At 44.1% G+C, this 22,859-nt stretch carries 23 protein-coding genes; 12 read left to right on the forward strand and 11 right to left on the reverse strand.

Translation table 11 applies throughout. The features are described from left to right. Positions 1-250: 250 nt before the first annotated feature. Positions 251-706 (reverse strand): CopD family protein, encoded by a 456-nt coding sequence (locus GY843_RS13595; protein WP_297310473.1) that lies wholly within the window; start codon positions 704-706, stop codon positions 251-253. 184 nt (positions 707-890) lie between these two features. On the opposite strand from GY843_RS13595, the gene GY843_RS13600 reads away from it, so the two are divergent. After that, positions 891-2,834 (forward strand): methyl-accepting chemotaxis protein, encoded by a 1,944-nt coding sequence (locus tag GY843_RS13600; protein WP_297310474.1) that lies wholly within the window; start codon positions 891-893, stop codon positions 2,832-2,834. 32 nt (positions 2,835-2,866) lie between these two features. Here the strand turns inward: GY843_RS13600 and GY843_RS13605 are convergent, their stop codons facing one another. Both GY843_RS13605 and GY843_RS13610 read right to left on the reverse strand, forming a co-directional pair. Further along, complete coding sequence (locus GY843_RS13605; protein ID WP_297310475.1) at positions 2,867-3,997, reverse strand: methyltransferase; 1,131 nt, start codon at positions 3,995-3,997, stop codon at positions 2,867-2,869. Between the two features lie 95 nt (positions 3,998-4,092). Then, a complete protein-coding gene (locus GY843_RS13610; protein WP_297310476.1) occupies positions 4,093-4,665 on the reverse strand; it encodes a YceI family protein in 573 nt (190 codons plus the stop codon). Positions 4,666-4,937: 272 nt separating this feature from the next. On the opposite strand from GY843_RS13610, the gene GY843_RS13615 reads away from it, so the two are divergent. The 6 genes from GY843_RS13615 to GY843_RS13640 all read left to right on the forward strand — a co-directional run bounded on the left by GY843_RS13615 (position 4,938) and on the right by GY843_RS13640 (position 10,856). Further along, positions 4,938-5,111 carry a hypothetical protein gene (locus GY843_RS13615; protein WP_297310477.1) on the forward strand — a complete coding sequence of 58 codons (174 nt, stop codon included), beginning with the start codon at positions 4,938-4,940 and terminating at the stop codon, positions 5,109-5,111. A 263-nt stretch (positions 5,112-5,374) separates the two neighbouring features. Further along, a complete protein-coding gene (locus GY843_RS13620; RefSeq protein ID WP_297310478.1) occupies positions 5,375-5,875 on the forward strand; it encodes a YgjP-like metallopeptidase domain-containing protein in 501 nt (166 codons plus the stop codon). A 209-nt stretch (positions 5,876-6,084) separates the two neighbouring features. Next, a complete protein-coding gene (locus GY843_RS13625) occupies positions 6,085-8,634 on the forward strand; it encodes a bifunctional diguanylate cyclase/phosphodiesterase (RefSeq protein ID WP_297310479.1) in 2,550 nt (849 codons plus the stop codon). A 175-nt stretch (positions 8,635-8,809) separates the two neighbouring features. Further along, positions 8,810-9,367, forward strand: coding sequence for a DUF2726 domain-containing protein (locus GY843_RS13630; protein ID WP_297310480.1), 558 nt, complete (start codon positions 8,810-8,812; stop codon positions 9,365-9,367). A gap of 73 nt (positions 9,368-9,440) precedes the next feature. After that, a complete protein-coding gene (gene rlmJ / locus GY843_RS13635) occupies positions 9,441-10,217 on the forward strand; it encodes a 23S rRNA (adenine(2030)-N(6))-methyltransferase RlmJ (RefSeq protein ID WP_297310481.1) in 777 nt (258 codons plus the stop codon). Between the two features lie 108 nt (positions 10,218-10,325). After that, positions 10,326-10,856 (forward strand): DUF6515 family protein, encoded by a 531-nt coding sequence (locus GY843_RS13640; RefSeq protein ID WP_297310482.1) that lies wholly within the window; start codon positions 10,326-10,328, stop codon positions 10,854-10,856. Between the two features lie 330 nt (positions 10,857-11,186). Here GY843_RS13640 and GY843_RS13645 read toward each other — a convergent pair whose 3' ends face one another. Together GY843_RS13645 and GY843_RS13650 are read right to left on the reverse strand one after the other, a co-directional pair. Next, a complete protein-coding gene (locus GY843_RS13645; protein ID WP_297310483.1) occupies positions 11,187-11,684 on the reverse strand; it encodes an aminoacyl-tRNA deacylase in 498 nt (165 codons plus the stop codon). A gap of 230 nt (positions 11,685-11,914) precedes the next feature. After that, positions 11,915-12,157 (reverse strand): type II toxin-antitoxin system ParD family antitoxin, encoded by a 243-nt coding sequence (locus GY843_RS13650; RefSeq protein ID WP_297310484.1) that lies wholly within the window; start codon positions 12,155-12,157, stop codon positions 11,915-11,917. Positions 12,158-12,359: 202 nt separating this feature from the next. Between GY843_RS13650 and GY843_RS13655 the strand changes: the two genes are divergently transcribed. From GY843_RS13655 to GY843_RS13675, 5 genes are all read left to right on the forward strand, one after another. Further along, positions 12,360-13,160 carry an ABC transporter substrate-binding protein gene (locus GY843_RS13655; protein ID WP_297310485.1) on the forward strand — a complete coding sequence of 267 codons (801 nt, stop codon included), beginning with the start codon at positions 12,360-12,362 and terminating at the stop codon, positions 13,158-13,160. Between the two features lie 219 nt (positions 13,161-13,379). Further along, positions 13,380-14,354 (forward strand): hypothetical protein, encoded by a 975-nt coding sequence (locus GY843_RS13660; protein WP_297310486.1) that lies wholly within the window; start codon positions 13,380-13,382, stop codon positions 14,352-14,354. Positions 14,355-14,400: 46 nt separating this feature from the next. Continuing rightward, positions 14,401-15,039: a DUF2726 domain-containing protein gene (locus GY843_RS13665; protein ID WP_297310487.1), complete on the forward strand. Its 639-nt coding sequence runs from the start codon at positions 14,401-14,403 to the stop codon at positions 15,037-15,039. A 106-nt stretch (positions 15,040-15,145) separates the two neighbouring features. Continuing rightward, complete coding sequence (locus GY843_RS13670; RefSeq protein ID WP_297310488.1) at positions 15,146-15,670, forward strand: hypothetical protein; 525 nt, start codon at positions 15,146-15,148, stop codon at positions 15,668-15,670. After that, positions 15,667-16,422, forward strand: coding sequence for a DUF1828 domain-containing protein (locus GY843_RS13675; RefSeq protein ID WP_297310489.1), 756 nt, complete (start codon positions 15,667-15,669; stop codon positions 16,420-16,422). The genes GY843_RS13670 and GY843_RS13675 overlap by 4 nt, the downstream gene beginning before the upstream one ends. A gap of 53 nt (positions 16,423-16,475) precedes the next feature. On the opposite strand, the gene GY843_RS13680 is transcribed toward GY843_RS13675, so the two are convergent. From GY843_RS13680 to GY843_RS13705, 6 genes are all read right to left on the reverse strand, one after another. After that, positions 16,476-17,390: a DMT family transporter gene (locus GY843_RS13680; RefSeq protein WP_297310490.1), complete on the reverse strand. Its 915-nt coding sequence runs from the start codon at positions 17,388-17,390 to the stop codon at positions 16,476-16,478. Between the two features lie 216 nt (positions 17,391-17,606). Beyond that, on the reverse strand, positions 17,607-19,496 hold the full coding sequence (gene nhaD / locus GY843_RS13685; protein ID WP_297310491.1) for a sodium:proton antiporter NhaD: 1,890 nt from the start codon (positions 19,494-19,496) through the stop codon (positions 17,607-17,609). Positions 19,497-19,967: 471 nt separating this feature from the next. Further along, positions 19,968-20,852 carry a hypothetical protein gene (locus GY843_RS13690; protein WP_297310492.1) on the reverse strand — a complete coding sequence of 295 codons (885 nt, stop codon included), beginning with the start codon at positions 20,850-20,852 and terminating at the stop codon, positions 19,968-19,970. Between the two features lie 208 nt (positions 20,853-21,060). Further along, positions 21,061-21,813: an ABC transporter substrate-binding protein gene (locus tag GY843_RS13695; protein WP_297310493.1), complete on the reverse strand. Its 753-nt coding sequence runs from the start codon at positions 21,811-21,813 to the stop codon at positions 21,061-21,063. A 274-nt stretch (positions 21,814-22,087) separates the two neighbouring features. Next, the gene (locus tag GY843_RS13700) at positions 22,088-22,528 is read right to left on the reverse strand and encodes a type II toxin-antitoxin system HicB family antitoxin (protein WP_297310494.1); all 441 of its coding nucleotides are present in this window, start codon (positions 22,526-22,528) and stop codon (positions 22,088-22,090) included. Continuing rightward, positions 22,525-22,707, reverse strand: coding sequence for a type II toxin-antitoxin system HicA family toxin (locus GY843_RS13705; protein ID WP_297310495.1), 183 nt, complete (start codon positions 22,705-22,707; stop codon positions 22,525-22,527). Before GY843_RS13705 ends, GY843_RS13700 begins: the two co-directional genes overlap by 4 nt. Positions 22,708-22,859: the final 152 nt, after the last annotated feature.

The raw sequence follows: 22,859 nt of genomic DNA on the forward strand, positions 1-22,859 counted from the left end.
AAAGTACGCTACGGTCAGCGTTGGATTGCGGCATTCTGGTGTGGAGAACTTTGGGGATTACCTGATGAGCTTAAACCCGGTGAAGAAGGTTGGGAAGCAGAGCTTGATCAGGAGCCTGATGAGATAGGTGATTACATTCAGATGCCTATGGCTTGCTGAAGCCTGCTGATAGAACTTTGAAAAAACCTTACAGACTGAAGCCAGAACATATTGTTCTGGCTTGTTTGTTTTTGCCTCTGGAAATCAGCTTCTAGAAAATAAACTTTCCACCTGCTGCAACAGCAATAGTGATCAATCCTAGTATCAGATTGAAACCCACAATTTTGCGGATCTTGTTCAACTGCTCTCCAGCATCTGGCCAACGCTGTTCTTCCACCGCTGAACATAATTTTTTGTATGGGCTGAAAAACAGATGTCCGTAGATAAGGAACATCAGATAACCCAGTGCCAGCATAATGTGCACATGCACACCGATACTTCCGAAACCGCCAAATACTGCGATCATGCCATGTCCTGAAAGCAGCAATACAATCACAGTAACCCATACCCATTTGAAGAACCGTTGGAAAACCTGTCGCCAGAGTTGCAATCGCTCAGGTGGTTCAAACAAAGATGCTGCCACTGGTCGGAGGCAAACATACGCAAAGAACATTCCTCCTACCCAGATAGTGACAGCAAGAATGTGTAGGGTCAGCAAAGCAAACATTGAAATCGTCCTTAGTCAGAGTCTGTTTGTGAGTATTTTGCACGTCTATTGTTTTGGCTGCTATTCCTGATGTGCTTTTTTTTAGACTAAAGTGGCAATAACCCGCATAGTTTGGGGAATACCCCTACAAGATAAAGGACTATAAAGTCATACGGTTATCAGTTTGACTCAGAGTAATCTCTCCATGTTTCAGAATATTAAAATTGGTCAGAAGATAGGCTTAGGCTTTGGCTTTGTTATGGCCCTTCTGGCAGTGGCCAATATCTTCGGTATATTTGGCTTAAATGAATCTGAGACTGGCGTTAAGTCTTATACAAGGATGGCCGCAGAAACTAAAACTGCAGAGACCGCCAGAAGCAGTGTCCTAAATGCCCGAATTGCACTTCTCGAATATTTGAAAACACATCAGCAGGAGCAGATAGATGATTATCTACAACAGATCAAATCTGCTGAGAAAAGTCTGCAATCGAATGTGTCATCGCAACAGGCTTCTAGTAATAAACTGCTGACGAATACGCTTAAGCATATTAAACAGTATCAGGCTGTGGTTGGGCAGATGGCAGAACAGATACAGAAGTCAGATCTGCTGATCAGTGATGAGTTGACTACCAGTGGTGAAGAGATGACTGCCACTATGGGTGAAGTGATTCAGACTGCTCGTGATGAAAATAATACCATGGTGATGTTCTATGCTGCTGAAGTTCAGCAAGCACTGATGGCTGCTCGTCTTTACGTGGGTGATTATCTTAAAAGCCATGACACGAATGATTTTGATAAGGCTTTGATCTATCTGGAAGAAGATGTTCTGGAACGAGCCGAAGAGCTAGAAATAAATATAGATGCTGCGCATCAGAGGGTTCGTTACAGTAACTATCAATCTGAAAGCGCTACCTATATTGAAACACTCAAGCAGCTGAATCAGGCGTTTACTGTTTTAGCGGAGCTAACAATCCAGCTCAATGACGCAGAGAAAGAGGTTTTTAAAAACCTTGAACAGATTACTACAGCGGTTCAGCAACAGCAGGATCAATTAGGGCCTCAGCTTCAGGAGCAGGTCGCTAATAGAATCGTGCTATTGATTGCTATTACAGTGATTGCTGTTGCTATTGGTATTTTCTTCTCTTTCTATATGTCCCGTTCTATCAGTGGCCCTTTAAAAGAAGCAGTTAGCGTTGCTCGGCGTCTGGCAGATGGTGATCTGAATGTTAAGGTCAATTCAAGCTCAAAGGATGAGGTAGGGGAGTTGTTAGGCACATTGGGTGAGACCGCCGAGAGTCTTAAAAGCATGATCGGTCAGATCACCAATGCAAGTAGCGAGATGAGTGGATCAACAGATCGTTTATCTGATAGTGCTAACAGATCTCTGCAGGGAATTTCCGCGCAACAATCTGAGACTGATCAGGTCGCGGCGGCAATGGAACAGATGGCATGTTCCGTTTCGGAAGTAGCAGGCAATGCTCAGCAGGCAGCCGAAGCAGCGGAACAGGCCAATGCTGAAGCCGCCAATGGTCAGAATGTTGTCCGCCAGACCCAGACTACGATTCAGGAATTGGCACAGAGCGTTTCTGATACCGAGTTGCAGATAGCGGAACTGGAAAAAGAGAGCATTAATATTGGCGGTATTCTGGATGTTATCCGTGATATTGCAGAGCAGACAAATTTGTTGGCTCTAAATGCTGCAATTGAAGCTGCACGTGCTGGTGATCAAGGGCGTGGTTTTGCGGTAGTAGCAGACGAAGTGCGTGGCCTGGCTCAACGTACCCAGCATTCTACTCAGGAAATCCAGAATCTGATTGAACGCCTGCAGGCGGGCGCAAAATCAGCAGTAAATTCTATGCAGCAGGGTAGAGATCGAGCTGAGCAAAGTGTCGATAATGCCACTCAAGCAGGCGCGGCTCTGGAAGCAATCACCGAGGCTGTATCGATGATTACTCAAATGAATACGCAGATTGCTTGTGCGTCACAGCAGCAGAGTAACGTGGCCGACAATATCAGCCAGAATATAGCCAATGTTCGGGATGTGACTGAGCAAAGTGCGGCATCCGCAGGTGAAACGACATCTGCGAGTCAGGGAATTAAACAGATTGCCGCTGATCTGCAGCAGATGGTGTCTCGTTTCCGAATTTGAGTAGCTTCAAAAATAGGGGGGAGCAGTCCCCCTTATTTCACTGCTTTCAGAATCACAAACTTTTTATTACTGGCGACGGTTTCGCAATTGCCAAACAGCTTCTTCAGTCTACTGTGGTAACCAAGGTGACGGTTGCCAATCACCCAGAGTTCCCCTCCTGGCAATAGCACTTCCTTCGATTCGCGAAACATCTGAAGCGCAATAAAATCACCAACAACATTTTGCTGGTGGAACGGAGGGTTGTTGAGAATCAGATCACAACTGCTTTTCTTAATCCCTTTAAGGCAATCAGTTGCCAGGAATGCAGCTTCTCTTTCATCACCAAAAGCGGTCTTGAAATTTGCTGAAGCAGAAGCAACCGCCATAAAGGACTCATCAACAAACTGCAGTTGAGCTGAAGGGTTTTTCTCCGCAGCTATCAAACCAACAATACCGTTACCACAACCCAGATCGACAATGTTCTGAAATTTATCGGAATCCGGCAGGTGCTGGAGGAAAAAGCGTGTGCCGATATCCAGGCTATCGCGGGAGAATACGCCAGCGTGATTGATTATCTTATGTTGGGTTCCTTCCAGAATATACTCGGAAGGGAAGGGAGATGCTTTTTCTCCAATCGCTGGATCAAACTCCGGGAAAATCAGCCGTGCCTTTTTCTTTGCCAGGGATGTTTTTGTAGGGCCGATGATTTTCTCAAACAGTTTTAATGTTGAGGTATGGATCCCTTTTGCCATTCCGCCAGCAATCAGCTTGCTGCCGCTATGTAATAGCGGGCGAAGGCGAATCAACTGGTCTTCCAGCATTGCCAAACTTTTTGGAACTTTAAGTAGGATCAAATCGAAACTTTCATCCGGATAATCCAGACTGTTTCTTATGCTGATGTTTTCAGCCTCAATGCTGTTGTCATCTGCATTGGAGCGAGTTCCCGCATGCGCCAACCAAGAATCACTGATCATGATGGGGTTGTATTTGTTTAGTGCAACAGACAACGCGCCGAACTGATCGTTGAGTACTAATACTTTGCAGTCATTTTTTAACAACTGTTCCTCATCAATCTGCTGCAGAATATATTCATCAGCAGCATCCCAGGCACGCAGCTGTTCGCGTTTTCTTTTGGGGTAGCGGGAAAGGCTGAACTGCCCTTGAGGGACGACTAAAGTTTCCATTGTGGTTTGGTACTGGCTAGAAAAATAATGCTGGATTCTAACACAAGTGGAGAGATCAACCCGGCAGTATGGCCGGGTTGATAGGCAAAGAAGAGTTATTTGCTGAAGACTAGATTAAAGCTGACAGGTACCGCGAAGGAGATCGAAGGTAGTTTTGCGATCTCTTTGAGTGCGGTTACACCTGAATCCAATGCGAAGTCTGCTGCATTGATTGCGATAGGTTCAGCCGTGCTCACGATGACTTTGCTATCTGAAAGTTTAACCACATTCAGCTTTGCAGTGATCTGTTTTTTAACACCGTGCAGATTCAGAATACCTTGAATTTCTTGCTGAGCGATCACGCCAGTTTTTTGCGTTTTTAGCGTGTTCAGATCAACCTTTGATGTGAAGGTTGCAGTGGTAAATTTGTTGGTCTCAAACAACATGTTCTGCATTCGCTCATCACGAATTTCGATGCCAGTATTAACAGATGTCAGATCAAGCTTCAGGGTGGCCATACCCTGTTCATCAATACTGCCAGAAAAGTTATTAAAACTGTGAGACTCCAGAACCTTAGCTTTCTTGACTGATGAAAAGCTGAAGTCAGACTCTTTTTGGATCAGATTCCAGTCTGCAAAAGAGAACGTGCTGAACAGGCATAGGGAGGTGATGGCTACTATTTTTTTCATGCTTAATATCCATATTAAAAAATTAGTTTGAAGTGCAAAGTTTAAACGACTGTTTGGTTTTTTCCATAGGGAAATCTATTTATGGCAAACTCTGGCCGCAAGTTGTTGAAATGTGAAAGTTTTATTAATTTTGTTACCTGCTTTTGACTTAACAATAGCCAAAAGGGTATAAATAATAATGTATATACAAAGTATATTCTTATGATGTGCGTTGGGGATGCGTTGTATTTGCTGTATTCTTGCTAATAGAATTTATCCGGGGACAGTAAAAGATGTCTGGAAAAAAGAAAGCAAAAAAGAAAAACAGCCAACTGGTAATTCGTATTAACGATCAGGAACGCGATGAATTCGTGTCTCTGTGCGAAGAGCTGGATACTAGCGCCGCAAGGGAGATACGCCGTTTTATACGCGGTTTTCTTGCAGAGCATGAGCAGGATGAAGAGTAGATCAGCTATTCTTACTACCTGACTGTTCTGGATTAATAAAAAGTTAAGGGGAATATCCAGATGGCTAAAGTTAAAGCTAAAGCAGTTAAAAAAGAGATCAAAACACGCAAAGCTAAAATTGCTAAACAGGAAGGTAAGCTGAAGAAACTGAAAAAGCTACTGAAAAAAGTAAAGTAAGAAGTACGTAGTAAAATTGCGTTGTGTAGAGGGCAGTGAGTAAACTGCCCTTTTTTGTGTTCGGTTTTTCCTGAAAGTATCACGCAATGCGCAGATTAAAGTATCTAGGTCACTATCCTGAATCTATCCAGCAACAGGCACAGTCGTTACTTGAAGAGGAGCGTCTGGGCGACTTGCTAAAGAAAAAATACCCTAACCTTCATCAGATTCAGAGTAACAAAGCTTTATATGAATACGCGATGGAATTTAAAAATCGCTATTTAAAAAAATCGTCACCTCTAAGCAAAGTAGAATTTAGTGACAAAGTTTCTGCTGTAAATGCACTGGGTACTCATACCCGAGTCTCCCGCGTTCAGGGTAGTAAACTTAAAGCAAAAAAAGAGATCCGTATCGATAGCCGGTTTCGCAAAATGCCGGAAGAATTTCTACGGATGATTGTTGTTCATGAGTTGGCCCACCTCAAAGAGCTAGACCACAATAAATCTTTCTATCAACTTTGCGAATACATGGAACCTCACTACCACCAGTATGAGCTTGATCTGCGTTTGTATCTGACATGGTTGGACTACAAGTCGGAAATAAATTGATCAGGCTCACTCTTTTACTGTACTACTAAGGGTTTATACCTATTTGCAAGATAGGGGTAGGGTGGTACTTTTTTTGTTCAGGTCGACTAGTCGGTTTTATTAAGTCCTCTCTAGAAGGGCCCCGCATTGTTGTTCTGCTATAAAAAATAAAATAGCTTAGTGTGATTTCGGTGAAGAAAAAGTCAGCTACGTCAATACGTAGCTTTTTGTTGCAGAGAACATTTATCTACTCAGTTCTCGGCTTTTTGGTGTTGGTCTCAGTAACCCATTACGCGTTTACTAAGAGTGTTGCTCAGAACGCGAGTGCGATGGCCGAACGGGTCGCCAAACAGACCTTTAATTCTATGTATCTGGTGATGAGCCAAGGCTGGAGCAGAGAGCAGCTTGAGCAATTCGTACACCAGATGGAGAAAGATAATCGTGATAGCGATCTGCGGGTAACAATTTTCCGTGGAGACCTGGTTACGAAAAAGTTCGGCGAGATGGCATCGCCGGCTATGTCAGATACCCACCGCGAAGTTTTATCTTCAGGTGAATCTCAATTAGTCACCAACGAAGATAGTGTCAGCTACTTTTATGCATTGAATGCCAAAGAGGTTTGTACCCACTGCCACACCAATGTGGAAGATGGTGATACGCTGGGCATGATTGAGGTGACACAGGAGCTGGATCACTCCCTGTTGAATGCCAATAAAGAGTTAATACTGACTCTGATTCTGGTTTCGCCCCTACCCTTGCTGTTAGCATTTTTTGCTACCCGTCAGATCTCCTCAAGAATAAACAGCTCAATAGAAAACCTGGCAACGAGTATTGAAAGCATCGAATCTATCTCGGATCTCTCGCGACTGGAGCAGGGTAAAGAACGCTTGGCCTTCCGAGAGTTACAACAGATCTTTGGTCAGGTAAGGGCGCTTTCCAGTAAGTTGAATGATATTGCGGTTGATAAAGAACTGCTGGAATTTGAGATCCGGCTTTTAGAAAAATTTGTTATCACTTCTGAAGTGGTTCGCGACTGGCGTGAATACGTGAGCTATCTGATGATTGATATAAATAAGGTGATGAAGGTTTACACCATGTTCTCAATCTTCAAGGTTGAGAATGAGGTATTTGATCTGGAGATCTTCTGGCTGCAGCCCCCGACCAAAAGAACCAGGGAGCTGATGGAACAGGCGATAATGAAACGTCTGGAACAGGATAATAGCCCGTTTGCATTTGGTGATGTGAACCTGCGCCATAATCTGGTTGATGAGTATGGGCCAGAGCTGGAACTGGATGAAAAAAGCGTAGAACTACAGACGAAGTCCCTGCTTGTCGAAACACCAAAGATCGGCGGTATTGTAGGTATAGGTGTGCATTCGGATACTATTCAGGACACAACTAAATTGCTGGTTCTGGAAAGTATTTTATCGACCCTTCTTAACGTTGTTGGCTCTGTTCGAGCAATCTATAAGTACACCAAAGATTTGGAGTACTACGCTACCCGTGATCCGCTAACTAATCTCTATAACCAGCGTATGTTCTGGGAACTGTTGGATTATGAGTTGGATCGTGCTGATCGACATGATTATAAAGTGGCTCTGTTACTACTGGATCTGGATAACTTTAAAGCAATCAACGATGGTTACGGTCATAGTTGGGGAGATAAGTTGCTGGCTGATTTCTCCGCTGCCCTCCAAAGAGCTTTAGGCAAAGATGCGATAATCGCCCGTTACGGTGGTGATGAGTTTGTCATTGTTTTGCCAGAAAGTGACGCTGCCCATGCTGCTCAGGTTGCAGAAACAGTATTACTTACCAGCCGTAACCATGCACTGTATTACGATTCTAATACCTTTCTTAAACTAACAGGTTCGCTGGGCATGGGGATTTATCCCGACCATGCTCAGAACAAGAAAGATCTGTTTATGTTTGTGGATAATCTGATGTACCGGGCGAAGAATTCCGGTAAAGATCAGATCGCACTACCGGATGAAAATGAACTAGTGGATATCTTTAAAGAGATGTCCGACAAAACGGTGTTGGTAACTCAAGCGATAGAACGCCGTGAGTTGATCCCGGCATTCCAGCCGATTGTGAACTCTAGAGATGGTGAGATCCATGCGGTAGAGGTACTCAGTCGTATTAAACTGTCTGGCGACAGACTGATGAGTGCCAGTGAATTTATCGAAATTGCCGAGTCTATAGGCAAGGTTCATCAGCTGGATTACATTGTGATGGATAAGGCCTTTGAACAGGTGCAGGCAACAGGTTACGACGGCATGATCTTTATTAACCTTTCGCCTCGTTCGATCATTATCAGTGACTTTATCCCAACCATTCGTAAGCTGGCTGAGGACCACCGGATAAACGCTGAGAAAGTCGTGTTTGAAATCACTGAGCGTGACACGGTGAAAAATATCTCTGTGCTAGAAAGCTTTGTAATGAATCTGAAAGATCAGGGCTTTAAGCTGGCGATCGATGATTTTGGTTCCGGCTTCTCCTCCTTCCACTATCTGAAACACCTGCCGATTGATTATGTGAAAATTGAGGGCGAGTTTATTGCTAATATGGCAAATGATGCCCGCGATATGGCTTTTGTAAACAGCATTTCTCATCTCTCGCAGGAGCTTAATGTGGAAACTGTTGCTGAGTTTGTTGAAAGTGAAGAAGTGTTGAACTTGGTTGAGAAGGCAGGGATAACCTATGCTCAGGGTTTCCATGTTGGAAAACCAACCCCAGATCTGGAAGCTATCCTCAATACTATGCAAAGAGAACCCGCATAAACCGCCGTTAAGTGGTGATAGCTTAGTGTGAGTTCTACTCGTAAAAGCGAGTAAAAATTGATAGCTATCTACTTCCTACTTTGGCACTGAAATCTTGCCCATATACTTTTTTGGGGATGCTTTCCGACTGTGTAGCCGGTAATATGCCCGCGATATCCTTAAGCTGAGAACTGCTGTGTCAGAAGTCACTTTACTCTACCTCGCTGTTGCCTTTGTTTTATTGGTGTTGCTGTTTGTTTTGCGCAAACTATTGAAAGGCAAACCCCAGCTGGATCAGAGTGTTTCTCAAACTGAACGCATGTTTACCCCCGTGCTGGAAAAAGCAGTGGGTGGACAGTATCTCTTGTACTGTAAAGTGCCGGTAGCAGATGTTTTGCAGCCTTCCGCTTCAATATCAGAGCGGGCACAACGCAAAGCGCTAAAACCTGTTCAAGGACGTCAGTTTGATTATCTGGTCTGTGATAAAACAACTCAGGAAGTGGTTTGTGCAGTAGAGCTGGATGATCATAGTTATGACAAAAAAAGTTTCAAAAAACAGGACCTGTTTCTAGAAGACCTGTGCCAATCTGTTTATCTTCCTCTGCTGCGCGTAGCGCCTCAGAATGGATATAACCTGGTCGAAATAATCGAACGCTTTGAGCGAACAATAGCCCCTGCGGCTCCTGCTGAAGCACCTGTCTACAGTGCGAAATTCAATTTGGAGCTTTGTCCAAGGTTCGAGCCTCAGGGCTAGGTCCTAAGGGTTAAGTTCTAAGGGCTAAGGGCAAGGATTAGGTTTTAAGGGCTAGGAGCTAGGATTAGCAGCTATGGCAGAAATTTATCTGCACAATAAATATGCTGGTGGCGATGCCGATGTTGTAAAGCATGCCTGCCTCGCCAGTAGCTTAAGCGCTCTCTTAAGTGCTCTGCCTGAAAAAACTCCCTACTTTGAAACCCATGCCGGGGCTGGATGTTATTCGTTACAGCCGAACAATCCTGAGCGGCAGAACGGTATTAAAGCCGTGGCGCCTCTTTTGGCAGAACATGCCCTCTTTACTGATTTCTCAATCGCTTTAGCGCGGTCCGGATATGAAAGCACAGGTACTTATCCTGGCTCTGCTTACATCGCAGCTTGCTCAGGCGCAATTGGCCAGCTGAGCTTGTGTGAAAATAACCCCGCTATAGCTGATGCATTGCAGCTGAATATCCCAAAAGCAGACGTTTATAAACAAGACGGTTTTGAAAGTTTCTCCCTGGTAAAGCCGGGTTCTCTGGTGTTTATCGACCCTCCTTATAAAAGTTCAGACGATTACATCTCAGTGATCTCTTTTGCAGAACAGCTCAAGAAGGCTGGTATAGAGCATGTGGTTCTCTGGTATCCGCTGATCTCTGCAGAGTTAACAGCTAACATGCTTGATCTGTTGCACAACCTGTTTGAGGAATCATGCTCTGTAACTGTCCATCGTGAGCCTGCTCAAGAGGGGAAAATGACTGGTTACGGTATGTTTGGCTCAAGCCATCTACTCACCCAAAATTGGCAACAGATTATTGAGCTGTTGCAACCTCAATTGCCCATTACTCAGATAGAGTTTAGGGACCAGTAACATTACTGTTTTCCTAAATTGGCTGTTTACCTAACTTTACTGGCTCATAACCCAAGTTTACCTTTCGTTCAGGCATGATCTTCTTATCAAATAATAAGGAGTGTTGTTATGCAAAAAATAATTGTTGGACTTCTGGCGGCGGGTATTCTTTTCGCTAATGCAACGACTGCTAGTGCGGCACCGGGTGCGCCTCACCATCGCCATGCGCAGGTAAAACATCTGCCGGTAGGAGCCGTAGATGTCGTTCTTGCTGGGGTTAAATACTGGCTGGCAGATGGGGTGTACTACCGTAAGGCAGATAACCGTTATGTGGTTGTTAAGTCGCCCGTTGGGGCCAAAGTTAAATATCTACCCAATGGTACAGTGGTAGTGAAAAGAGGCGGTAAGCAGTATTTCCACCATGCTGGTATTTATTACCGTTGGCTACCTAAAGTTCGTCAGTATGAGGTGGTTAAGTTGGAAAAAGTACCAGTGGCTAAGGTTTACCGATTAGGTAGTGTTTTGGAGACGCTACCTAATGGTGCCAATGCAACGTTGGTGAATGGTGTGCAGTACTTTACCCTCAACAAACAGTACTTTATGCGATCCGAACGCAGCGGAAAAACTGTCTACGTAGTAGTCAATATTGATGCGGGTTGAACAGTAAATAAACAAAGCTCATGTGAATAAAGGCCGCAGGTGCAAAAAATAACCATTGCTCTGCAGGCCTTTGTTTATGGGCTTTCTGATAGATACCCATAAACAGTATACAAACTTATCCACAGATTCTGGGGTTAAGTCCTATCGCTGATTCGGTGAGCGAAAATTGATGGGGGCAAGACCTAAAGTTCTGTCTATCAATGCTGGCTTGTTGATAAGCGACATGAAAGCAAACCTCACTGATATCGGGTTACCTCAGGTCTTGCCGGTTACTGGAAAGGCGCTATTTGTTTTCAAGAAATTTGTTTTAAAGAATTAAGCGCCTTGTCTTCAGTAGTGGGTCAGGTCATAAAGTTCCTCTGGAGCGCAGCTGATATGTCCATGAGGATTATTCTTCATCAGCTCTTGAAACTGCTCCCGTTTAATGTGGATCAGATTACGGTGGTCTCCTGCTTCTATGTAGAGATCGTCATCCTCACAAAGAGAATCATCCCAGATCACATCCAGCCCATATGCCTGTCCAATAGCGGGGACTGCGCCTAATTCACAATCACCAAAAATACGTTCAATCTCTGCTTCTTTAGCGAGCTCAGTATGGCAACCGGTAATCTGCTCGATCTGGGGGAGCATCACCTTATTCATCGCAGGAACCGCTGCGAGCATGTAGTGATTATTGTCGTGCAGAACAACGGCTTTAATCACCTGCTTCATCGGTACAGCAGCCATCAGCGCAGATTCAGATGCTGTGCTGGAAAAGCTATGAGGTACGGTATCGTAGTCGCAAGATTTGTTGTGAAGGTAACTATCGAGAGTAGCAGTAACAGACATTGCTGGGCCCTCCAATATGAGTCATGTTTTAAGTGTAGCTTTGATCGAAAAACTCAACTTGAAAATGGCGCAACTTGCTCAAAATGAAGCGTCTAAATAGGGTCATTCCTGCGAAAGCAGAAATCTGGTTATCAACTAACTACTGCGTCTGCATTACTAATTTAGTTACTGCGCAGCTTGCTAGCTAATTCATCGCTTTTTTGGTTGTCGTTGATCGTTCGCGGTGTGATTTAAAGTCTTGCTTGTTGTTTTATGGCTTCAATATCCAGAGGTTTAGCGCCATGCTCTTCCAAAGAATCCAGCCCTTTCTGAACTTCAGCTCTTAAGGTTTCCAGTTTTAGCCGTTCCTCTGCATCACGTTGTTCAAGTAAACGTAGCGCTTCACGAACGACTTCACTGGAAGAGTTATAGCTTCCGCTTTCCACTTTATCTTTGATAAAAGCTTCCAGCTTTGGAGTGAGGGATACGTTCATTGTTATCTCCCTTTTGTGTTTAGTTATGTCAAAGTTTAGCGATCTTTGTTATCGAAATCTTGTAGAGAGTAACAAGCCTAGAACATTGCTCGCTCTATTCAGGCTTAGACTATACTGAACCCGTGGTCGTCAATGAGTATCAGTGGATTTGATTTTGCTATAGGCCATAAACCTGTGTCTCTTTCAGCTTTCAAGACTGTCTATGAAGGGAATTAATCGCTTTATCTGTGGGAATAATTGGACGCTCAAATGCAGCGTTAGAGCCCTTGTTGCGGTTCTATTGCTAAGTTTCTCTCATGTCATAGCAGCACATGAAAAGCATGAATCAAGCATAACCCTTATCACCGAAGATTGGGCTCCGTTCAATTACCGTGAAGCCGGTGAGTTGAAGGGGTTCTCCATAGAAATTATTCAAGCTGTGATGGATGAGCTAGGCGAGCAGTACCCAATAATGTTTCTACCTGGCCCGCGTGGCGAGCACGTACTGGCCACTGAGCAAAATATCATGTCGTTCTCGCTATTCCGCACGCCTGAGCGTGAAGATAAATATAAATGGATAGGGCCTATATCCACACAATCGGTTTATTTCTATAAGCAGAAAGGCAACCCCAAAACTTACAGCACAATCGATGATATTAAAGCGGCTAGGCTGATTACGGTTCCTCATCGTGGCTTGGTTACCGATCATGTAGGTGCGTTAGGTATTACAAATGTGTTGAAGATCTCATCACGTGAAAAACAGTTCTTACTTCTATTCTCAGGGCGAGCTGAGCTGTTGGTTAATGTATCGGAATTCGGAATACCCTATTACCTTAAACAAATTGACCGACCAAGCGACTCACTCGTCAAAACTCAGGTAAAACTGCTGGAGTTCCCGCTCTATATTGCCTGCTCTAAAGATATCCCTGACGAAGTTATACAGCGGTGGCAGGCGGCGTTAGATCGAGTCAAAGCTTCTCCCGAGTACCAAGAAATAAACACAAGATACCTGCATTCTCATTAGCCTCAGCGTTTAGCTGCAGTTCCTAATGGCAGACTTCTAAAAATCCCGTCATTCCAGCGAAGGCTGGAATCTATTCGTCTCCCGTTTCCCTTTTTTGCTATGCCGCGTACTTCCTTGATGCTTATCAATTTGTGTAGTTGATAAGAACTTTTCATAAAGGCATAGTGTTTGGGTTAAGACCAAGGTGGTCGTGGATTATATTCGTCAAAAGGAAAGACGATGAAAGGATGTCAGATCTATAAATTTTCGGGTGCGTTTTACCTTAAAGCTGCCGCATTTACTGTGGCGGGTTGGGTAATGATCAACCTTATCTTTGGTAATTCTCCTCTAGGTGGGCACTACTACATTCCTGTAGTTTTGCTGATCTACCTTCTAGTCCAGCTCACCTACAAAGTTGATCTGCGTAAAGATGCTTTGCATATCAAACGCTTTGGGATGGGGGCAAAAGTTAGTTTTGAAAACCTGCACAAAGTCGAAGAGGAAAACGGAACTATCGGTCTACATGTGCAGGATGGTCGGCAGTACAACATACCACTATCACGTTTCACGCGGCAGGATCAGAAACAATTGTCGGATCAGCTAAATGAGCTTTGGGCCGTTGCCAGATCAGATATGCCTGTAGAGAAAGACCGTTCAGATAGCGATATTCCTGATTACTTGGCTAAAGAAGAGGCTAAGAAAAGAGTGGTTGAGATGCTTGGTTCAGGGGTGCCGAAAAAGGAAGTGTTTGAGCAACTTAAAGACCGTGGCATTAGAGATAACAAATTAGCGATGATGATAGCATCAGTCCCTGATGAGCTGCTCTGTATATTGCATGAAGGAAAAAACAATATTCTGGTCATCGTCTATTCACTCCTTGCGATCCTCGCTATCTGGGGAACATACATGACTGCTCCCGACAACATTCGAACTTTTTCCCTGGTAATACTCATCGTGACCAACCTGTTATTTATCTGGGGTTTCTTTAGTTTCAAGCTTATCGCCTACAACGTATTTATTTTCTTAAGTCTGGTCACAATCCCCAAAGATGCCGTGGCTGTTATCGCAGCGAATGATATTCCTGGCATGGTGGGAATCGGACTATCAGTCTTAGTATTGGCTTACGTGTGGTTTATACGCTCAAGGCTGTACCCGGACATAGGGTTTATTGGGGTTAAAAAAGATAAGGCAGGACAGTACCAGTTTAGTGAGTAAACAATAAGTCCAAGAAAGTCGTGGAAAATATTTGTTATAAGGAAAGATGATGGAATGGATTTTGATTTTGGCAGTTCTAGGTTTTGTAGTGCTGTTCATCTTAAAAGGAATTGCTGCCAATGTTGGTGCTGGTGCCGATTCCCAAAGCTCGTTGGGTTACCGCAAAAAGGAAACCCTTTTCACTGAAGCTGAACGTTCGTTTCTTGGTGTGTTGGATCAATGTATTGAGCCTGCCCAGCACCGTGTCTTCGGTAAAGTGCGGGTGGCGGACATTGTTGAGCCAAACCCGACTAAAAATCGCAGTGAATGGAGTCGTGCCTTTGGTAAGATAAAAGCCAAACACTTCGATTATGTAATCTGCGCTGCCGATAATCTTAAGCCTGTTTGTGTTATTGAGCTGGATGATAAGAGCCACAGCCAGAAAAAGCGTCAGCAGCGTGACCTGCTTTTAGAAAATGTTTGCAAGGACGCTAAGCTGCCCCTAGTTCGCGTCCCTGCACAACGATCTTATAAACCTGAAGCTATTAAGGCTCTGTTAGCGAAAAAGTTTGCTTCGAGAACGGCTGCGTCTATTAGTGGTCAGGGTTCTTCACAAGTTGAGGTAAAAGTCGCTCAGAAATCGGAAGTAATGAAAGCAGATAATACTGATGTGCCGGTAGGTGACATTGGTGGGGCTGTTAGGTAATTAAGATACTCTGCCTCCAATTATTCTGTAAGTTCGGATGCTTCAGGGTTTGCCCCCTTTAATTCTTAATTACTATTTTACTATAAGACTTTTTATAGAGGTCATTATGGCAAGGAAAAAAGGTCCTGACCTTTCTCAAATTCTTTATCTTCTTAAAAGTATTAAGGAGATAAGTGATGAAATTGAGTGGAATGAGAAGCCAACAAATTCTGGTTATCTAGAAGGGGTTGTCATTTTATACGACCAATCTGGTAAGAGCATTCCTGGCCTTACGCTTCGTTGCGAAGTGAAAAAAGCTATCAATATTGATGAAATAGGTTATAAATTTTTTCTTCACCAATCCCATGATAGAAATAACTTCCGCATTTTTAGTTTGGAAGTGTGTGGTCACAATATCATTTCACATAGGGATAAAAGGAAAAGAGAAACAATTTATGGCCCGCATTATCATATCGGATGCAAACAGTATTTGGGTAATGATGCTATTGTTAGGCAGGTTAAATTATTGCTCAAAACCGATGAATTTGGGCGTTGGTTAAAGAGATTTCTTAGACATGCGAATACAAAAAATGGATATGATGTTCCATTTCCTCTTGAATTTGATCTGTTCGGTAATGCGGTAACAGTATGAATTGTTGCAATTTTCTCCAAGCAATAGGCTTTGTCTATGAAAAAGTTGACACAATTAGCGGGTCTCCAGCTTTGAGGGTTACATTACCAATATCCTCTCATGATGGTGAGCCATTTAAACTCTTACTGATCAGTTTACCTGAAGGTAAGGTGGTTATATCTGATGATGGTGGGATTATTCACCTTCTTTCAGGTGAAGGAATTAGTATGTCTGGCCATAGACGCTGGAGTTCGCTTGAGAGCCTTGCTGATTCTTTTGATATTGAGCTGCTCCAGTCCGGTGAATTGAAAGCAACTTACGAGCATATGGATGAGGTCCAATATTTCTTTGGTGATTGGCTGCGTTTTTGTTCCGAAGTTGTGAAATGGCAAGAGGAGCGTTTATTGCTGGATGAGGGGCAAGTGGCTCTTGTTGATGAAGTAGAATTATTGCTGAAAGCGTGGAAAGCTGATTTGCCGATTGTAAAGAGCTTTAAGGTTAAGGGGCTTTCTACCCAGGAACATGAGTTTGACTTTAAGTTGGGAGATCAACTTATTGACACTATTTCTCCTAATGGACGAACAACAGGGTCTAAATTGAGAAAAGTTTTAGATATTAGATCTACTAACGAAGACGTAGACGTAATGCTAATAATGGATGATAGAGCACAGCCAGAAAAAGCAAAATATGAGATCGGGATACTTGGAAGTATAGTGCAGGTCATGAAAATGAGTACGCTTGAGACGTCTGTTCAAGATAGCAAGACACACTAAACCTTATTAATGAGGTAAAGTCCTTTAATCTCTATCCACTAGCAGCAAGCGCTTTAGTTACTAACTCCTATCCCCTCACTAACAACCTTCCTTCTAGGCCTCCAACCAATAAACAGCCCAGAAGAAACGATAAGCGCTGAGCCAATTAAAATTGAAGCGGTAAACTCCTCTCTAAAGAACAACAGCCCCAATGAGCAGCCAAACAGTAAACGGGTATATCTAAACGGCGTTACTGCTGAAACTTCACCGGTGCGCATTGCTTTCATTAAACAGGAATAGGCAACCACCCCTACTACTGTAGCTATCATAATCGTCAGTAGCTCTGCCTGAGATGGCAAACGATAAACTTCGCCTGCCCAGATTGAATATATAAGCCCAGAGATCAGGATTGATAGAAAGCCATAAAAGCCTAGCCTTGCTGTACCTATTGAGGGCGGTGCCATGCGACTGGCAAGGTCTCTTCCAGCAAAACCGATCATGCCAATAACTGCTAGTAGGGACAGTTGAGAGAAGCCATCAAAGCCCGGCTGAATGATTAAGATAACGCCTATCAAACCTATAAATATGGCCAACCACCGAAGAGGACTGACTCGTTCCCCAAGAAATAGCACTGCGCCTGTAACAACGACTAGCGGAGTCGCTTGCAGTATGACAGTAGCAGTAGATAGAGGAATAAAAGCAATTGCGAGTACGTAAAACAATCGGCCTATTACCTCAAAGACGATTCGAATACGCATAGGTAGAGACAGAACGTCTTTGATAAACAATAGCTCTCGGTCGAATTTGAGCTTTGCCGCAAACAGAAACATGCCACCCAAACCTAACAGGGCAAGCACTTCACCGACGGGCAGAGTTTGTGCTGCATCCTTGACCAACGCATCTTCAATGGCAAAAGCTGCCATCGCTGCGATCATCCATAGACTACCGACTAAATTATCTTTACGACTTGTCTCCGTTGTTTGTGCCACTAGCTCGATGTTTCCTAAGGGGTAAGTTTATTTATCTGCTTTTAATCCTACCTATCTCTTTTTAATCCCAAAGGCACACCCAATAGAATATGCATAGTCACAGATGGCTGTTTACACATTCTTTCATCTTCGCATTTAGCTTGCTCTTCTAACCCCATAAACAAAAAAGGCCCGCTCATTGAGCAGGCCTTTTCTTTTATCTAGCACTGTGTGTGATTAAACACCGTTAATCAGTAGATGTACGCCGATACTCGCTACATAACCTAGTGCAATCGCAGGGGTCCATTTCAGGTGGGAAGCGAAGGTATAAACGCCTCGCGCAGTACCCAGTAGTGCAACACCTGCTGCGGAACCGATAGCAAGCATACTACCACCCACACCCGCTGTTAGGGTTACAAGCTGCCACTGACCTAGGGACATGGCTGGGTCCATGGTTAATACCGCGAACATCACAGGAATGTTATCTACTATCGCCGATAGAACACCTACCAGAGCATTCGCTCCTGTTGCGCCCAGATCGTTGTACATTAGTTCGGAAACGATCGCCATGTAGCCGAACTGGCTCAAACCCGCTACACACAAGATTACGCCGTAGAAGAATAGCAAGGTATCCCATTCGGCACGGGATACACGCTCCATCACGTCGAATTCTTTAACCTCTTCACGTTTCTCCGTCATATCTTCAAACAGTTCAACAGCACCTACTGTTTCACCGCTTTCATCAACAACAGGCGCAGCACTGAACATCAGGTATGCACCAGAGTTACCGATATTATCGAAGTAGCTAGCCGCATCGTAAGATTTACCACCCATTGGGTTGGTACGATACTGGTTATGGTAGTGCTGACGTACGCCTGCGCCGGATTCATCTTCCAGAACTGCATCAGCCAGGGTTGGACGCTGGTCCTTATAGAAGCCTCTCCAGTGATCTTTAGTGCCGATCACCTCGTCAGCTTTGATACCCGTTAGCTCTTCAAGAGCGGTATTCCAGTGGGTAACATTTTTCTCTTTATCGATCATAAATGCCGGATAAGGCTGGTCATTTAGGTGTGCGCCAATGTCCTTGCCGTAAGCCTGTAGGACACTTAATGGGTTCTGGTGCGCATCACTACGACCACCAAAGATTGAGTCAGCCATAATCGTACGGCCTTCAACCTTCTTCAGGTAGAACGAGTACATACCCAGGTAACCCAGACCAAACATCATGCCAGCCGCAGGTGGCAGGTGTAGGAAGCTGTGGAAGCTAACTGCAGTCACGATAGTCACTAGGAATAGAGCCATCATTACCTTAGCGCCACGTTTCATGAAGGACTTTTCCTGAGACGCTTCTGGGATCTCATTAGGAATCGCAAAGTTCATGATAACGGCAGGAACCAACCAGTTAACCAGAGATGGGATGAACAGCGGTAGGAACTGTAAGAACTCTACCTTACCTTTCTGCCAAACCATCAGTGTTGTGATATCCCCGAATGGAGAGAATGCACCACCCGCGTTTGCTGCCACTACAACGTTGATACACGCAATGGAAACAAAACGCAGATTCTTACCGCCAACAGCCATAACAACAGCACCCATCAGTAGTGCAGTAGTTAGGTTATCCGCGATAGGCGAAATAAAGAATGAAAGAATACCTGTAACCCAGAAAACCTTACGCAGAGAGTAGCCGCGGGATACCAGATAAGCACGAAGCGCTTGGAATACGTTACGATCTTCAAGCGCATTTATGTAAGTCATCGCTACCAGAAGGAACAGGAATAGCTCAGCGTATTCGATAATGGCATGCTTAATTGCGTGATGCGCCTGCTCTGTGGCACCAATTTCTTTAAATGCCAGCGCTACCAGAATCCAAATCAGACCTGCTGCTACCAGAACCGGCTTACTTTTGAGCAGGTGGATATTGTTCTCTAACGGAACCAGCGAATAAGCCAGAACGAATATGGCTATACTCATGTAGCCATAAAAAGAGGCGCTTAGTTCAGGAATGTCTGCAGCTGCTCCGCCTGTTTCTGCAAAAGCAGTCAGAGGAAGCAGTAATAAACCAACAACGGCTAACACAAAGCGTAAGCTTGAGCTGCTGATCTGTGGAAAAAACATCGACAGGTTCATGGTTAGAATCCGATTTTTAAATTGTTATGTCTGGCCCAGGTTACCGGTTTGAAAATACCCGCCGAAATTGCATAAGAATTGATTATTCTTATGCAATTTCTACCTAGCTGTTGTAGGGCTGAACAGTTGTCTCAAGAAAGAGAGTTGAAAATCAAATTCAAGTAGATCAACGTTAAGTCCGACCAGCTAGGAGTCGGGCGCGTATTCTATGTCAAAAATGCTGCGCTGCACACATTTCTGAGCGGGGGCTAGAGTAACGCTTTAAGACGAAAGTAAAAAGTGGCCTTTAGAGCCATAAAGTACCAACCTTTAGCGTCATAAAGTACCAACCTTTTGAGTAAAGGAATCTGTTTAAAAGGAGAGGAGTCTGAACAGGTTGATGGAAATTTGCGCTTAGAGGCCCGTTTTTCGATAAATTTGGGCCAAAAAGGGACATGCGGCCTTATGCTCTTTTCTACTGGCTTGCATGAATCAGGGCAGAACGTTTTCGAGAGGTTTGTTGTTAATAAGGACGTCGATAGTTGTGTAACGGAACTGGGGGTCCTGACCATTCCACTCTTCCTGATACATAAGGAAGGTACGTAGAGTTTCTGGCGTTAGTACTGCATTAATTTTATCGATTACCTCATTACCAAACTGCGTATCACGGCAGGATGCGTAAATATTCTTATAGAAATTATGTTCTTTTATGCGGTAGCTGATGAACTCGGCCTCAGAGCCTTGAATCCGTTTATAGGCATTGATGCTATTTGGATAACCGATAGCGTAATCACCCGTGCCACGGGTTAGTAGTTTGAGGTTGATCTCGTTGTTACTGCCCGTGAACTCAAATAGGTTTCGCTTACCAATATATGGCTGCAGGTATTTATGCAGGACTGGATAACGGGCGTGAGTTTGGTTAGTGCCTACGTATACCGGCAGCGTCATCAGTTTCAATTCATCATCTTGCAGCAGCGCTTCCAGCGATAAGATTGAACCAGCTGGACCAAATCGCTCCTCAAATCGTTTATCAAAGATCAGAACATGGGGCGCGGTAAAAGTATAAGGCTTAGACAAAACCGTTGTATCGGGAAAGAAATCTCCCCATACATGAGGTGTACAGTGATTCGCTTTTTGCGACTCAATATTCCAGCGTCTTACATTAACAGGCTTTATTTTGTGCTCGTACTCGGGAAGATTCGCCTGAAAAAATTGTAGGAATTTGTCGGCGTATCCTTGCCCTTTGTACTGACCGTCCAGAATATATTCTGGGTGCAACTCCCATATCAGCCAATAAATAGGGGGCTTCTCATCTGCAGTGACCGGTAGGTTTATGCCGAAGAGAAAAAACAGATATAGAAAGAGCTTTTTAAACATTAGGTTTGAACTGGCCGAAGGTAGTCTGAGCATATCATATTGGTAATAGGGGAGTTAGTACGGCTTCGCCAGCGAGGCGCTTTGCATGCTAGTGGAAGCAAAGCTTCATTTTCTTAGGGAGAGGGCTCTGATCCATTTAATTACGGAAAATGGGAGGCCTGACCCCGTTGGCCGCTGCACATTCTGATATTTGATAATGAGGGTTTAATTAGTTCTTAGGGCTAGAGGTGATCAGATCCAGGGCTTTCACAGAGAACTGTTCTTGCTCTAAATGTTGCAGAGCTTGATTGAATTCATTTATTCGTTCAGTCCATTTTGAAGCAGAAGATAGTCCAACATAGAGTTTGACACTGTTGCCGGGTTTGAAAACGGCTTTGTCAATTTGGTGGCTGATACCACGGGATTGGAGTTCGTAGTCAGCCTGACAATCGGTGCCTATAAATGCATCGATGCGTTCCTCTAATAACAGGTTCGGTAGAACTGCTTCCTGCGCCACATTGATTTTAAGAATATCTTTGTCTTTATCGAAAGCTTCATAGTAAGCAGAGCCTCCAACCATTCCCACGGTCATGGTGTGCAGATCACGGTGCTTTGATATTCGGCGGGAATAGCCATGGCGTAAATACAGCTGTGTACTGCATGTGTAGTAATGAGGTTGAATGTAGGTGATGTACTCGGCGCGTTCCTTTCGCCATGCAAGGCCACTCATGGCATCTATCTGACCTTTTTCCATCATTCTCAGGCATCGCTTCCAGGGGCAGCGGAAGAACTCTATCTCGAAATCAAGCCGTCGTGAGAGGCGTGACCATAACTCGTGATCAATCCCGGAAATTTCCTCGTTGGTGACAAATCGAAACGGTGGCCAGTTATCAACACCGATAATCAGCTTATCCGCTGCAGAAGTAGTTAAAGGAAGCAGGGCAACGGCGCTAAAAAGCAGTATAGGTAAGCTTTTTCGCAAGGGAGCCTCCACTAATTAAGGACTAACTTTTTTAACTATAGACGATATAAGAACGGGTAATGGGGAAAATAAATTAATGTTTGTTAACATTGATGCAGATTCGTTCAGCTTTCCCAAAGCCAGATATCACAGAGCTTCCAAGGGAGTGCTCATAACTTATCCATAGGCTTATCCACATAATATGGGGAAATATAAAACCTTGCATTTTTTATTTAGAGCCGATCTATGGAGTAATAAACTAAGCAATTAGATCAAAGTAAATTTCAGCCAGCTCTTACTCTATCCCCAGCTCCCGCATAGCTGCCTTGGCTAGAAAATTCGACCGATTTCCATAAAGACTTTTTTCCTCAACAGCCTTATCAATTTTACTGATCAAGCGACCGGGTAAAGTAACGTTGATCTTTTGAGCTTTGCCGAGAAAACCTGTGATATCCACATTTACTAACGCCCAGATCCCATCCGCATAATCTTTTTCATTTTTATAGGCTTCCAAGGTGCTGCCCATTGGAATTTCTTCGCCATCTTCAGCTAACAATTCAAGGTGGCTTTCAATAGCATCTTGAACCATAGAAAGGGCTTCTTCATAGGTTGATCCGGCACTGAAACAGCCGGGGATATCAGGTACGGTTACACCGTAATCACTGCCGGGATCTTTGTGAATGCAGACGGGATAGAGCATTGGGGGCCTCGGTTCTTGTCTGTCTAATGTCGTCATTTCAGGCCTGCCTGTTTAAAAATGCTGTTGAGTGTTCCCTTTGGCAGGTCCCGTTTTGGGTGAGGTATGGTGATAACACCCGATTTTGTGGGGTGTTTGTATTGATGATGACTTCCTCGCGTCCTCACCAGATACCAACCATCAGCTTCCAGTTGCTTGATTAACTCTCGGCTATCCATGCCAAATCCTATTTTTATAACTCTGGAGTTGTAATCTGAGTCTAGCCCACAAAAAAGCCCAGAACAATGTCTGGGCTTTTTGCTTTTCCTGCTACTAACTAGTAGAGCGACGTATCTGCTAATGACAACCTTGGATTCAAGCCTTCGCTGGA

It is taken from the genome of Neptuniibacter sp. (genome assembly GCF_024231755.1).
Classification (GTDB): domain Bacteria; phylum Pseudomonadota; class Gammaproteobacteria; order Pseudomonadales; family Balneatricaceae; genus Neptuniibacter.

Bases quoted from the DNA above. Each gene is read 5' to 3' on its own strand.
- GY843_RS13595 (WP_297310473.1), bottom strand. From the start codon at position 706: ATGTTTGCTTTGCTGACCCTACACATTCTTGCTGTCACTATCTGGGTA.
- GY843_RS13600 (WP_297310474.1), top strand. From the start codon at position 891: ATGTTTCAGAATATTAAAATTGGTCAGAAGATAGGCTTAGGCTTTGGC.
- GY843_RS13605 (WP_297310475.1), bottom strand. From the start codon at position 3,997: ATGGAAACTTTAGTCGTCCCTCAAGGGCAGTTCAGCCTTTCCCGCTAC.
- GY843_RS13610 (WP_297310476.1), bottom strand. From the start codon at position 4,665: ATGAAAAAAATAGTAGCCATCACCTCCCTATGCCTGTTCAGCACGTTC.
- GY843_RS13615 (WP_297310477.1), top strand. From the start codon at position 4,938: ATGTCTGGAAAAAAGAAAGCAAAAAAGAAAAACAGCCAACTGGTAATT.
- GY843_RS13620 (WP_297310478.1), top strand. From the start codon at position 5,375: ATGCGCAGATTAAAGTATCTAGGTCACTATCCTGAATCTATCCAGCAA.
- rlmJ (WP_297310481.1), top strand. From the start codon at position 9,441: ATGGCAGAAATTTATCTGCACAATAAATATGCTGGTGGCGATGCCGAT.
- GY843_RS13640 (WP_297310482.1), top strand. From the start codon at position 10,326: ATGCAAAAAATAATTGTTGGACTTCTGGCGGCGGGTATTCTTTTCGCT.
- GY843_RS13645 (WP_297310483.1), bottom strand. From the start codon at position 11,684: ATGTCTGTTACTGCTACTCTCGATAGTTACCTTCACAACAAATCTTGC.
- GY843_RS13650 (WP_297310484.1), bottom strand. From the start codon at position 12,157: ATGAACGTATCCCTCACTCCAAAGCTGGAAGCTTTTATCAAAGATAAA.
- GY843_RS13655 (WP_297310485.1), top strand. From the start codon at position 12,360: ATGAAGGGAATTAATCGCTTTATCTGTGGGAATAATTGGACGCTCAAA.
- GY843_RS13660 (WP_297310486.1), top strand. From the start codon at position 13,380: ATGAAAGGATGTCAGATCTATAAATTTTCGGGTGCGTTTTACCTTAAA.
- GY843_RS13665 (WP_297310487.1), top strand. From the start codon at position 14,401: ATGATGGAATGGATTTTGATTTTGGCAGTTCTAGGTTTTGTAGTGCTG.
- GY843_RS13670 (WP_297310488.1), top strand. From the start codon at position 15,146: ATGGCAAGGAAAAAAGGTCCTGACCTTTCTCAAATTCTTTATCTTCTT.
- GY843_RS13675 (WP_297310489.1), top strand. From the start codon at position 15,667: ATGAATTGTTGCAATTTTCTCCAAGCAATAGGCTTTGTCTATGAAAAA.
- nhaD (WP_297310491.1), bottom strand. From the start codon at position 19,496: ATGAACCTGTCGATGTTTTTTCCACAGATCAGCAGCTCAAGCTTACGC.
- GY843_RS13690 (WP_297310492.1), bottom strand. From the start codon at position 20,852: ATGTTTAAAAAGCTCTTTCTATATCTGTTTTTTCTCTTCGGCATAAAC.
- GY843_RS13700 (WP_297310494.1), bottom strand. From the start codon at position 22,528: ATGACGACATTAGACAGACAAGAACCGAGGCCCCCAATGCTCTATCCC.
- GY843_RS13705 (WP_297310495.1), bottom strand. From the start codon at position 22,707: ATGGATAGCCGAGAGTTAATCAAGCAACTGGAAGCTGATGGTTGGTAT.